Source organism: Chitinophaga polysaccharea (assembly GCF_007829335.1).
Taxonomy (GTDB): domain Bacteria; phylum Bacteroidota; class Bacteroidia; order Chitinophagales; family Chitinophagaceae; genus Chitinophaga; species Chitinophaga polysaccharea_B.
Genome location: NZ_VIWO01000013.1, coordinates 53,755 through 66,631, shown reverse-complemented (window position 1 = coordinate 66,631; position 12,877 = coordinate 53,755). Strand labels below are relative to the sequence as shown.

Below are 12,877 nucleotides of genomic sequence, written 5' to 3'. Positions count from 1 at the left end.
AATAAAAAACATTTCTACACCTATTTGATCTTAATAAAAATGTTTTTATATTAGATGGCGTTAGTAGTTAACCTTAAACATACTAACCGATGAACAAATCCCAGAGTGCCCCGATCCACGTGCCCTTGAAAACAAAAAAAATGGCCTATGATAACAAATATAAAATAGATTTCCCCGTTCCGCGTGTTGATAAACGATGAGCACCAGGAATGCAATTAGCCAAAAAAAACAGCATATTGATCAGATGAAACCCGGTAGTAAAAGTGTCTTCATAAAGGCAGGATATGTCTTGTTGGCATCTGTTGTTACATTATTCCTGCTCCGGTTTTTTTTCATAGATGTTTATAGGGTTCCTAGTGAGTCTATGATGAATAAATTGATGACAGACGACTATATTCTTATTAATAAGACGGCTTATAGCAGCTATTTTGCCAGGTTCATTACTGCATCCCCACAGCAGGGAGATATTTTTGTATTTACGATCAATAAAGATATTCCAGGCTTCTTTGTAAAGCGGTGTATAGGGCTGCCTGGCGCTGTAGTGGCAGTAAACGACGGTGAAGTAAGCGTTAATGGGAAGCCATTACCCGAGCCGCTGAGTGTTCGTCATTATTATAAGATCTGGTTTAATGATTATCAACAGGTGAAAACTGCCATTGAAGAGATGGAGGTTGATAAATTTAAAAACGGATTCAGGCATTTTCCACGTTACGTTCTCCTGGCGCTTGATAATTTCCAGAAAAATAAAATGAATCGCGGTGTAGATTCTATAAAAATATGGAATCGTAAAAACGATCCGGATAGTGGGAAAATAAATCTGCCTGAGTTGAGTGAAAATATTCTCGATATGTCATCACTTAAAATACCATTTAAAGGAATGACGATACATTTTAATCAGCCGCAGGATACGGTATACCGTAATACTATCAGGACGTATGAAGACAGCAGCTTTCGCCTGGAAGGCAACGTCGCTTTCATAGCAGGGAAACAGGTTTCCGTTTATACCTTCAGGAAAGATTATTTCTTTATGATGGGTGATAATCGCGATATCGCCATTGACTCCAGGCATTATGGACTCATACCAAAAGACAACCTGGTAGGGAAGTTTATACAGCAATTTTGACAAATGAGCCGATAACCCTTTAATAGTATTGTAATCCATGTTGCCTATTGAGCCCGTTAGAAGAATTATCATGAATGTCCTGTTAGCGATACTGGGTGGTGTTTTCCTGCTATTGCCTTCAGTTTATAGCTCCCAGTTCATTGAGCCAACACAGACGACCAAATTCATTTTTTTTAGTGAGGGCATAGCCGTCGTTTTTTTGTTGCTGGCATGCTATACATTATATGGTAATAAACAGTTCAGCATTTCTCTTTCGGTCCTGGACATAGGGCTAGTGATCGTATTACTATATATCTCGGTTAACCGGTACTATCTGCATCCGCTGCATGGGTTCTCCCAGCGCTGGCTGGAGTTGACCGGGTTAGCGATATGTTACATAGTGCTGCGAAGGCTACCGGTCAGGATGTATACCTGGCTTTTGCTGGCGATAACTGCCGGCGGTGTATTACAGGCACTCTCAGGTATATTACAGCTGTTGAGCATCATGGATAGCCGCAATACTTATTTTCCGATGACCGGCAATTTTTTCAACCCCGGCGGCTATGCTGGCTATCTTGCGCTGGTGGCAGTCGTTTCTTTTGGATTATATCTTCACCGGAATACTTTGCAGATATCCGAAGGGGAGAGCAGGCGGGTGAACCGTTTTGTTGCGTGGCTGATGATGTGGCTGCCTTTGACGGCACTTGTTGGTTGTGCAATAGTATTACCCTGCCTGCGTTCCCGCTCCGCCTTCCTGGCGTTAGCTGCCGGTATTGGAGGCGTGTGGTGGCTGTATCGTAACCGGAACAACCATAAGTCGGCCGCCTGGCCCCTTAAGCGTATCGTAATGGCGGCGGTATTGCTGGCTGGTTTGGGGTATGCATTTTACCTGCTTAAGCGCCACTCTGCCGATGGACGTATGCTCATCTACCAGGTGTCGGCCACGCTGGTACAGGAACATCCCGTTATTGGCGTGGGGATGGACCGGTTCAAAGCGTATTATATGGATGCACAGGCGCATTGGTTTGAGCAGCAGGGAGAGGCAGCGGCTGATGCCGCGCAGTTGGCAGACAATACTTTTTACGCCTTTAATGAACCATTGCAGTTTGTGGTAGAAAATGGAGGGATAGGCTTTCTGTTGTTGGTGGCTGTTATATTTTTTTTCTGGAGATACCCGTCCGGGCAATCGTATATGCCTGTACGAGCCACGGCATACGGCGTTTTGCTGGCCAGCCTGTGCTTTGCCCTGTTTACCTATAGTTCTGATAACCTGGCAATGAAGTACATTATCGTATTTGCCCTGGCGATATTGTCGGGAACGGGCAGTAAAGTGCTCGTCCATATCAGCCTTCCGCTCGACAGGGGACGGATGGCGGTACTACCTGTTTTATCCTTGCTCGCACTGTTGCTGGTATATGTGTATGGGAATATGATTAACAGCGCGCGGAAGTCCTTTGCCGGATGGGGAATGGCGCAAAAGGCCTATGTGATGGAGATGTACAGGGAAAGCAACCGGTACTTTGAAGCAGTATATCCTGAATTGTGTACCAACGGAGAGTTCCTGATGCAGTACGGTAAGTCGCTCGCCATGGTGGAGAACTACCAGCAGGCATTGGCAGTTTTAATGCAGGCGAGGCAATACCAGCGTTCCAGTGTGATTGAAACGGCCATAGGCGATTGCGAGAAGAAGGCTGGCAATTACGCCGCAGCAGAGCAATCTTATTTGAAAGCGATGAACATGATCCCCAATCGTTTTTACCCGCTTTACCTGTTAATGACCTTATACCAGGAAAACGGGGAAACAACGAAGGCGATGATGATGGCGCGTACGATTAAAGCAAAGAAAGTAAAGGTGCCCTCGAAAGCCATATTAGAAATAAAAGGCTTCGCTGATAACATCATAAAAGCGCGCGACCAGTAATAGGCTGCTGAGTTACAACAAAGAGGTTTTTGTGTCAATGCACGATGTCATGCAACTACGAAGGTGGTTGATGCCGGCGGAGCTTTGCGCAGAATGGAGGTACTTAAATACCATTTAATGATCTGTAAAAACCGCTGAACTATGACAGGATAACAAGCCACTTTAGGGCATTAACCAGGTTAATGTTTGCCGCATAAAAGTTATGTCGCAGAAATACTTGATGGAAGTAGTATTCCCTGTGTTGACTTTCAGAAACCCTTTTTATTTATCATTTTTTAGTTTTTAAAAACGCTGTTATGAAAAAGAAAATCCTCGCTGCAGCTGGAATCGCTGCTATTGCTACTGTTGCTTTCTTCGCAACTAAAACCCAAGCCAGCAATAATGATGTTGACTTGTCATCTCTTGTGAAAGTTAATACTGCCAGTGCAGAATGTTCCAGCGCACATGGCTTCGGTGGTGGCAAGTGCTTAATGCTGAGCCAGATCTGTGTGGGAGATCCAGGGAATAATGAGTGCGATTTCGGCTGGTAATAGTTAGCCACAATTTTTTATCCTGATAGGGAGGTATTCGTGGTAGCAAACCTACATGCGGATACCTCCATCTTAAAAGCTTATGATCATGAATGTAAAATTGATATTGCCCGCTGTTATTTCCCTTGCTTTATTTTTTGGCTGTTCATCCAATAGCAATGTGGTAACATTGAAGAATGACAAGCAGGGAACATTGATACCCACGGTGAAGCTGGCTATTGCCGGTGAAAAGAAATTTCCATTAGACAGCATCAGTGCTCCCAAGATACCCTATATGCAGGTGTTTTCGGGAGATAGCAATACCACCTGCCTGAGCTTTCTGAATACTTATGCCAGCGCCATCTATATTTATGATTATGCTACTGCCGTAGTAAAGAAAGTTATTAAGTTCAGCAGGGATGATAAAGATGGTGTCAACAATCCCCTGGGATATTACCTGAAGAATAAAGACTCCATTTATATCTATAATAAGAAGAATAATCAGTTGGTATTGTTAAATGATTCGAGCCGGGTATTGTCAAGAATTTCCCTGATCAATGAACAGCCCTTCCACGAACTGTCCTGGACTTTTTTTTATCCACAGTATTATCCATCTACAGCGGCGCCTCTGATGGGAATAGGCAATCAGATCGTGTTTCCCGGTCAGTATATGTTTTCGCTGCCGGATACTATTGCCCGCCGGTTTAAATTTGAGTCGCATATCGATTGCAGCAATAACAAAGTCACTTTCTCCCGGCAATACCCCGACGAATTATATGGACATAACTACTTCTGGGAAAATGAAGGGTTATTTACCAACGTATATAGTGACATAGCTCCGGACCACAAGATGGTATATAGTTTCCCGGTATCTCACCAGGTATACCTGGCCAATACTGGTAAAGAAGGCTATACACCTGTATATGGTGGTAGTAATGAAGCGGGTACTATTACTTCTTTCAATAAGAAATTATCCGGAGAAGAACTGGTATTAAAAGTATGTCAAACTGATTTATACGCTGCCATCAAATATGATCCTTACCGGAAAGTATATTACCGTCTTCTGAGGAAAGCCATACCGGATGCTACCCCCACCAGCACCATTAAGGATAAGCCTTTGTCGGTGATTGTATTCGATGAAAATTTTAAGTACATGGGTGAAACCACCATTGGTACCTGTAACGATTTTAACTGGGAGAATGCTTTTGTTACTGCAGAAGGATTGAATATAGAATACCTCGATAAGAATGACCGGTCTGAGGCCTACCTGTATTTGAAAATATTTAAACCGGTTAACCTGAAATAAAGCATTGTCAACTACAATAAAAACGATATTATGAACCGCCTTTATGTTTTAATGACCCTGTCTATACTGGTATTTAGCCAGTGCAAAAGCTTCAAGAAATCGGATAGCGACCTGGAAACGGAAACCATTTCCAGCGGGCTAAAGAAAGCCAGTTTCCAGGCTCCAAAAAAATGGATGGTGATATTGCCCGGCCTGGGATGCAATGGCTGTATACAGGAGGGAGAAGCTTTTATGAGAGATTTTATTGATTCTACCGGTATATTTTTTATATTGACAAAAGTACAGTCGGTCAAAATTCTGCAACAGAAAATTGGCAAGCATATCAATAACCGGGTGAATGTTTTTATTGACAATGATGGGATGTTCAGCCTGCCTACGAAGAATGTGATTTACCCTTGTATTGTACAACTGGACAACGGAAAAATTGTTAAACACCAGTTTCAGTCGCCTGCCAACGGACAGGCGTTTGAATGGCTTAAAATACAAATGGAACAATAGTAACCCTATGATAAGACACTTGGTATGCCTGGCCCTTGCGTTATTGGTAATTGCTAACGCTTCCTTTTCCCAGGGAAACAGGGGAGATATGGATAAACTGGCAAGTCAGCTCGACTCCGTAAGGCAGGTGATGCAAACGTCCCTCTACCTGCGTCCCAGCAAGGATATTTATATCAGCGGGGAAGATCTTTGGTTCAATGCGTTTGTATTGAATGCGATCGATTTTACGTTATCGGCACTCGACAATACGCTGTATCTGCAGCTACAAAAAGTGGGCGCCGACAGTGTATTGTGGGAAGAAATGTACCCGGTGCTCAACGGGATATCCTATGGCCATGTATATCTACCTCAAACCCTGTCTAACGGCGAATATCTGCTGAAGGGATATACCGCCCATTCTTACGTTTCCGGTCAGCCTTATTATTACGCGGTTGCCCGGATCCGGGTATTTAACGAGCCACAGGAGATCCGGGCCCGCAAAATCCGGCAACTGCAAAATAATGTGACATCCTCCGAGGCGGTGCAATTCCGGGTATTCCCGGAAGGAGGCCACCTGTTGGCCGGTGTGCCCAACCGCATTGCCTTTAAGGCGGTTAATAAAAATGGGCAGCCAGCGGAAGTAAAAGGAACGCTGCTGAAAGGCGATGTACCGGTATTGAATTTCAAGACCGTTCACGCGGGTATGGGAAGTTTCCTGTTTACGCCTGAAAAGGGCGCCATATATCGTATACGGCTCAACTACAGTAAAGATAGCCTGTACCCGTTACCTGTGGCACTGGAGGAGGGCCTGTGTATGCGTTTGCTGAAGAATGAAGGAGATAGCCTGGTGTTTAAAATTATTGCGCATGATATGCCGCAGAAAGAGAAATTTTACCTGCGGCTGCAGATCAGGGGCGCAGTGGAAGCCATTGCAGCCGGGGAAGTGGGCGATAGTATGGAAGTGAAAATCCCTATCCAAAATTCCGCTCCGGGTGTTGGGGAAGTGACGCTTTTCGATGCACAGCAGCGGCCCATGGCAGAACGGCTGGTATACCTGCATCCGGACCGGCAGTTCCATATCAGCTTTAGCCAGGTGAAGAATGAATATGCGCCAAAGGAGCAAGTGGCTTTAAAAATTAAGACAACTGATGACAGTGGTATGCCGGTACCTGCCGTATTCAGTTTATGTGTATATGATGACCTGTTCCATAGTGCAGAGAATACTGGTAATATGCTCAGCTATTATTATCTCTCTACACAAATACGGGGAAAGATCTATAACCCTGCCTACTATTTCGATAGTGCCCACGCCGATCGCAAAGCGGCGTTGGACCTGCTGTTGCTGACACAAGGGTGGCGCAGTTATACCTGGAGCAAAGAGGCGATGGCCGAACGCAAGCCATTGCCCCCGGTTTTATCGGATACCTTACAGGCATGGGTTACACCGGATAGAAAAGCTGGAAAAGAAAAGCAACCGGTATCTCTTATGTTGTACAACTACAACAAGACCACGAGCCAGTTTGCCGCCGTGGATAATGCCGGTAAGTTTTACCTGACACCAGCCAACCTGGCCATTGGCCCGCGCTTTTTCATTCAGTATTTCTCAGAGAAAACATATAACATACATGTAGAGGATCCGTTTGAGGCCATCCGTAAGGCTATTACTGCTCATCCTACGGTGTACCTGTTGCCGGATACTTTTCCGCTGGCAGGAAAGCCGCAGGTAGATACGACTTACATCCCCTATGGAAAAACGCTGAAGGAAATTACGGTAACAGGCAAAAGTACGGTGTATACAGATAAGTACCTTGGCTACCTGGATAGCATCGCTAAATATGAAGGTAATACTGATTACGTGGGAGAATGCGGCTGGTTGAATTGCCCCGATGGCCGCACCAATATAAAGCCGGTAGAAGGGAAGACTTATCATGTTTTTTCGTCTGATGTTACATCACACCGGCAAGGTGTCATCTTAACCAGGGATAATCACAAAGACGTGGTATATCACTATCCTAAGTATACAGAAGAAGAATTGCTAAAGGTTACTAAAATGGCCATTGTAAAAGGCTATTACCAGAGCCGTGAATTTTATGAACCGGATTATGATAAAGAAAGTAACCCAGGCATTGATACCAGGAATACCTTATTGTGGAAACCCGTGATAGTCACTGATAAAAATGGAGAGGCCACTGTCCAGTTCTTTTGTTCCGATATAGCCCGTCAGTTCATGGGGATAGCGGAAGGCGTGACTGGTGAAGGAGTGCTGGGCGTTGGCGAGTTTAAGTTCCGGATCCGGCAGTAACCCGTTTGGTGGGGAAGTCCAGATGATTTACCCGCTGCTGAAATGGCAGTGGGGCATTGTCTTTTAAATTCAACCTCATGAAAAAGAAACTCCTTTATATCTTATTACCTGTTTTTCTTTGCGCTTGTGGTACCCGGGAAGACACGATGGCCGTTAAATTGAAGCCCGCCCTGGACTACGCCGGTATCAATGCGGCGGAACTAAAGAAAGTGATCGCGCATTATTCACAAAATCCCGGTGATTCGCTGAAGCTCGCAGCGGCTATATTCCTCGTGGAAAACATGCCCGGTAAAGGTACCCTGCGGTATTCACCTATCACCAACTGTGGACTTTTTAAAGGAGAGTTGTTTACAGGTGATACTATCGGGATCGATAGCGTCAATAAAATCAAGAGAAGAATAGAAGATTCGCTGCAATGCGGCCCCATTAAATTTGTGAACCCTATTTTCCTGGCAGATAGCCGCACCATCAGCGCCAGTCTGCTGATGGAAGATATCGAGTATGCTTTTAAGGCCTGGCAATTGCCCTGGGCAAAATCCCTCACTTTCGATGAATTCAGAGAATTGATTTTGCCGCACCGGGTACAGAATGAACCATTGCAGCACTGGCGGAAATGGTGTTGGGAGCACAGCGAATGGATTTTCAAGAAAGCGGGTGGCAGCACCGACCGGATTAAAATTGCAGGTGTGGTAAACGACAGCCTCGGTAAATTTTATGGATATATCCACGACGCTATCAACTATTTTCCCGGCACCTTTACGATGGACCAGCTGCGTGTAACGCGGGGCGGGCGTTGTGAAGATTTAAATATGATCGTAGGCTACTGGCTCCGCGCTATTGGCATTCCCATATCGACCGAGTTTACCTTCTACTGGGCCAACGGCAACTTTGGTGGGCATTCCTGGCTGGCCGTACTGGACACCACCGGTAAATTTGTACCAATGAATGCCATTTATGATAAGCCCGTGAGGGATTCCCTGCTTTTTCAAAATATGCGGCTGGCCAAAGCCTACCGCTACAGCTACCGCATAGATGGCCATACCATCCTGGATGAAGGTCAGAATTTTCAAAGTTATCATGATATTACCCGAGAATACGTATCCACCATCGACTACGCGATGAAAGTGCCGGATGGGCAACATGATAAAATATTCCTGGGAGTGCTCAATGGTAAATACTGGAAGCCATTGCAGGTAAAAACAACCAGGAACGGTGATAGCATAATCTTTAAGGACATTGCCAACACTGCGTTGTACGCTCCCATTGTGCTACTGGATGGCAAGGAGGAAAACACAAGGACTGTTGGAACGCCTTTTCTGGTGACGGAGAGCGGCCATATCCAGTACTTCCGGGAAAATAAAGACTCATTGACCGACTTCGCCTTGGATATAGCCAAATTACCGCCGGCACGGTACAATAAGAAATGCCAGGTGGTTTACTGGGATAATACCCGGAACGATTGGGTACCCGCGGGTATCATGCAAACATTGAAAGACGATCCGGATAAACTAAAAAAACAGAAAATTAAAAAAATGATTGTATTTTCCGCAGTACCGGCAAATGGTATTTATCGGGTGCTCAATGCGGAAATAAAGCAGCACGATAAATCATATGGCCGACCCTATGTGTACAACGAAGAAATGAAAGCATTTCATAACTACTAAAAACAGGTTGTCAAAAAGACCATTTGTTGCTTAGCCTACATTTAAATTCTATCGTTCAATGACGAAAAATGCCCTGAGCCTGATATTTCTGCTGACTATTTTATTCCATTACAAAGTCGATGCTCAAAACAGTACGATCAAAGGGACTGTGGCAGACAGCAGCGTGAAAGCGCCGCTGCAAAATGCAGTAGTGGTATTGCTGCAAGCCAGGGATTCATTTATCATCGCCAGCACAAGGGCAGGGAAGGAGGGTGAATTCAGCTTTCAACAGCTTGCTGATACCGCCAGCTATGTGTTATATTTTTCTTATCCGAAGTATGCCAGCTATTCTCACCGGGTAAATATGAAAGAAGCTGCCGGTAAAACAGTGGCACTGAACAATGTTTATCTTATCCCGAAAAGCAAATTACTGAAAGAAGTCATCGTCAAATCGCAGGTGGCCGCCATCAAGATCAACGGCGACACTACCGAGTATAATGCAGGCAGTTTCAAAGTGCAACCCAATGCTTCCGTGGAAGAACTGTTACGACAGTTGCCCGGATTGCAGGTAGATCAATTTGGTAATATTACCGCACAAGGACAAAAGGTAAAGAAAGTGCTGGTAGACGGCGAAGAATTTTTCAGTGATGATCCTACACTCGTTACACGCAACCTGCGGGCCGATATGATCGACAAGGTGCAGGTATACGATAAGAAGTCGGATGCCGCGGCCTTTACCGGTATAGAAGATGGGGTGAAAGATAAAACCATCAACCTGAAAGTTAAAGAAGATAAAAACCACGGGGTATTCGGAAAAGCAGATGGCGGCGTTGGTACGGATGAGCGATACAATGCCCAGGCCATGATTAACTTCTTCAAGGGGAAAAGACGTATGTCGGCATATGCCACCACGGGCAATATCGGAAGATCGGGGCTGGGGTCGGCTGATAGAGGGAAGGTAGGCTCTGATGAAGAAGGCAACGGCAATTATTCCGGTAAAGGATTGCCCACGATCACCTCAGGTGGATTTCACTATGATAAAAAATGGACCGGTGATAAAACATCTTTCAATGGTAATTATAAATTCTACCTGCAGCATGTAATTGGCTCAGAAACCACTAGCTCGCAAAATAACCTTCCTTCCGGCGTTATTTTAAGTAATACCAATAACCACTTTGAAAATAACAGCACCGATCATAAGCTGAATGCAAAGTATATTTATAAATATGATTCCACGGCCACCTTTACGGTGTATACAGATGGTACACGCTACCGTAACGAAAGTTCGAACAATGGTACGTCACAGAACAGGCGCGGCGATTCTAGCCTGATGTATGATAACCAGAAGTCCAGTACCAATAAGTATGACTTCAATACCTATAATATCAACTTGTCGTGGGAAAAGCGGCTGAAAAAGAAAGGACGCACAATATCCGTATACTGGAATAATAACTTTTCAGATGATGCCACGAACGGCGAAAGTGTTTCGAATAGCACTTTTTATAACGACAAAGATCATGTAGATAGTACGTCATTACTGCATTTACGTAGGAAGATGAATGACGACTGGCGGCTCCTGCATCTCAATGTTATATATACGGAACCGCTTTCCAAAAGATGGTCGATGCTTGTGAACTATGACCTTGATAATGAGTCATCGCACGATGACAAACGTTCTTATAACCTCCAGGACATCAAAGTGATTGATACCGCCTTTAGTAGTAAAATGAATACCACCTCCTGGGGGAATCAGGGCGGACTTTCATTGAACTATGCCGCAAAAAAGATTATCCTGAAGGTGGGGAACAATGTTAAATTTGTTCAGCTGAATACCGAAAGTGTCTACAGCGCCGTAAAGGTGAATAAACAGTTTGTAAGCCTGAACCCTAATCTGAATTTTGACTATAAATTCAGCAATTACCAGTCCCTGAACTTTAGCTACAATGGGAACGGTAATAATCCCGGACGTTCCCAGATATTGCCGTTTAATTTCGACAATAGCCAGCTTACCACCTTGCTGATGAATACAGATCTGAAAAATAGTTTTACCAATGAATTCTCAGCCAGGTTCAATGCAGCAAAAATAGCGGCGCAGGTATATTATGGGGTAACAGCGGGTTATACGTTGGTTAACGACCCGATTACCCAGGCTATCACTGTAGACCCCGCGGGCGCCTATACTTACCAGTATGTGAACATGAACGGCTATGCCAACCGGAATTATCATATAAACACCTACTACTCGAAGAAGATCAGGCTGATTGATTTGCAGGCGGGAGTGGGACTTGGATTAAATGGTGGAAAATCCTTTAGTCCCATCAACAGTGTGGTTAACCAACTGAATTATAACACGTTTACGTTGTCAACCGAGTTGTTTAAATCGAAGCCCCGGCAATACAGCTTTTACCTGATGGGTAGCGGAGGGTATACCAAAAATACTTCCTCCCTGCAACCTGATTCAAAGAACAGCTATTTCTTTTATGCACTGAACCCGTCGCTGGATATTTATTTTTTGAAGAAGTTCCAGTTCCATACAGATGTTGACTACCAATGGCAGCAGAAGACACAAACATTCAGCGATAATTTCAAACGGACTATCTGGAATGCATGGATAGGGCATGCCTTTTTGCGCAAAGACCAGCTAATGGTGAAAATTTCCTGTAATGATATCCTGAATCAGAATAATGGTTATGCCCGTACAGCTACCAACACATTTTTCTCGGAGAATATTTACACCACCATCCGGCGTTATTTTATGATCGGTGCTACCTGGAATTTTACAAAATTTAATAGTATTAAACAGTGAGAAAGAGCATTCACATTTTTGCGATCATCGCGCTGACGAGCTGTTTCCTGCCGGCTACGGCACAGCGGGCGGTGTTTGTCAACAGCGGGAAAATAAAGTTTGAGCGGAGAGTCAATACATTCGCAGCCATGCCCATTTTCCTGAAAGAAACCCGGACTATAACGGATGATCAGTTAATCACCTTCATGAAAGACTACCGGAATACGGCACCCCAGTTTTGGGCCGATAGTTTTGAACTGTATTTTAACGGGGAACAGAGCCTTTATCAGCCGGCTAATCCCGATATGAACTATTCTGAAACTTTCCAGATACCGGTAGCCTACAAAAATAAAGTGTATAGCAATTTCTCTGACGGTACTGTGCTTACGGAAAAAGAAGCTTTTGAGCATATCTATTTTATCAAAGATGGCCCTAAGCAACTTAAATGGAAGCTGACGGAAGAAACCCGGGAAATTGCCGGCTATGAATGTCACCGTGCCAATGCCCTGTTGTTTGATTCTATCTATATCGTTGCTTTCTATACCGATGAAATTCCTACGCATGGCGGTCCGGAGTCCTTCAACGGCTTGCCGGGAATGATTTTGGGAGTGGCAATACCGCATCAGCATATTACCATTTTTGCTCAAAGCATTGCCAGTATGGACACTGGGCCAGGGAGCTGGAAAGTTCCCGCGCCTGGAAAAAGCGCCCTGATCAATAACAAGGATTTCAATATTAAAACCGCCGACATGCTGAAACAATTTGGTTTGACGTCGGCGTGGGTCCAGTTTTTTATGGATTTGTAGCAAAAAAATAAGGACGGGAAATTGTT

At 44.5% G+C, this 12,877-nt stretch carries 9 protein-coding genes; all 9 read left to right on the top strand.

The window, feature by feature from the left end; genetic code table 11:
- Positions 1–196: 196 nt before the first annotated feature.
- On the top strand, positions 197–1,123 hold the full coding sequence (gene lepB, locus FHW36_RS28480; RefSeq protein ID WP_145674575.1) for a signal peptidase I: 927 nt from the start codon (positions 197–199) through the stop codon (positions 1,121–1,123).
- 70 nt (positions 1,124–1,193) lie between these two features.
- On the top strand, positions 1,194–3,023 hold the full coding sequence (locus FHW36_RS28475) for an O-antigen ligase family protein (RefSeq protein WP_186452653.1): 1,830 nt from the start codon (positions 1,194–1,196) through the stop codon (positions 3,021–3,023).
- A 296-nt stretch (positions 3,024–3,319) separates the two neighbouring features.
- Positions 3,320–3,553 carry a hypothetical protein gene (locus FHW36_RS28470; protein ID WP_145674571.1) on the top strand — a complete coding sequence of 78 codons (234 nt, stop codon included), beginning with the start codon at positions 3,320–3,322 and terminating at the stop codon, positions 3,551–3,553.
- A gap of 88 nt (positions 3,554–3,641) precedes the next feature.
- Positions 3,642–4,838, top strand: a complete 1,197-nt coding sequence (locus tag FHW36_RS28465) for a DUF4221 family protein (RefSeq protein WP_186452652.1) — start codon at positions 3,642–3,644, stop codon at positions 4,836–4,838.
- Between the two features lie 30 nt (positions 4,839–4,868).
- Positions 4,869–5,336 carry a hypothetical protein gene (locus FHW36_RS28460; RefSeq protein WP_145674567.1) on the top strand — a complete coding sequence of 156 codons (468 nt, stop codon included), beginning with the start codon at positions 4,869–4,871 and terminating at the stop codon, positions 5,334–5,336.
- A 7-nt stretch (positions 5,337–5,343) separates the two neighbouring features.
- Positions 5,344–7,617, top strand: a complete 2,274-nt coding sequence (locus tag FHW36_RS28455) for a hypothetical protein (protein ID WP_145674564.1) — start codon at positions 5,344–5,346, stop codon at positions 7,615–7,617.
- Positions 7,618–7,694: 77 nt separating this feature from the next.
- Positions 7,695–9,281 (top strand): transglutaminase domain-containing protein, encoded by a 1,587-nt coding sequence (locus FHW36_RS28450; protein ID WP_145674562.1) that lies wholly within the window; start codon positions 7,695–7,697, stop codon positions 9,279–9,281.
- Between the two features lie 58 nt (positions 9,282–9,339).
- Positions 9,340–12,066 carry a TonB-dependent receptor gene (locus tag FHW36_RS28445; protein WP_145674560.1) on the top strand — a complete coding sequence of 909 codons (2,727 nt, stop codon included), beginning with the start codon at positions 9,340–9,342 and terminating at the stop codon, positions 12,064–12,066.
- The gene (locus tag FHW36_RS28440) at positions 12,063–12,851 is read left to right on the top strand and encodes a GLPGLI family protein (RefSeq protein WP_246121247.1); all 789 of its coding nucleotides are present in this window, start codon (positions 12,063–12,065) and stop codon (positions 12,849–12,851) included. The genes FHW36_RS28445 and FHW36_RS28440 overlap by 4 nt, the downstream gene beginning before the upstream one ends.
- Positions 12,852–12,877: the final 26 nt, after the last annotated feature.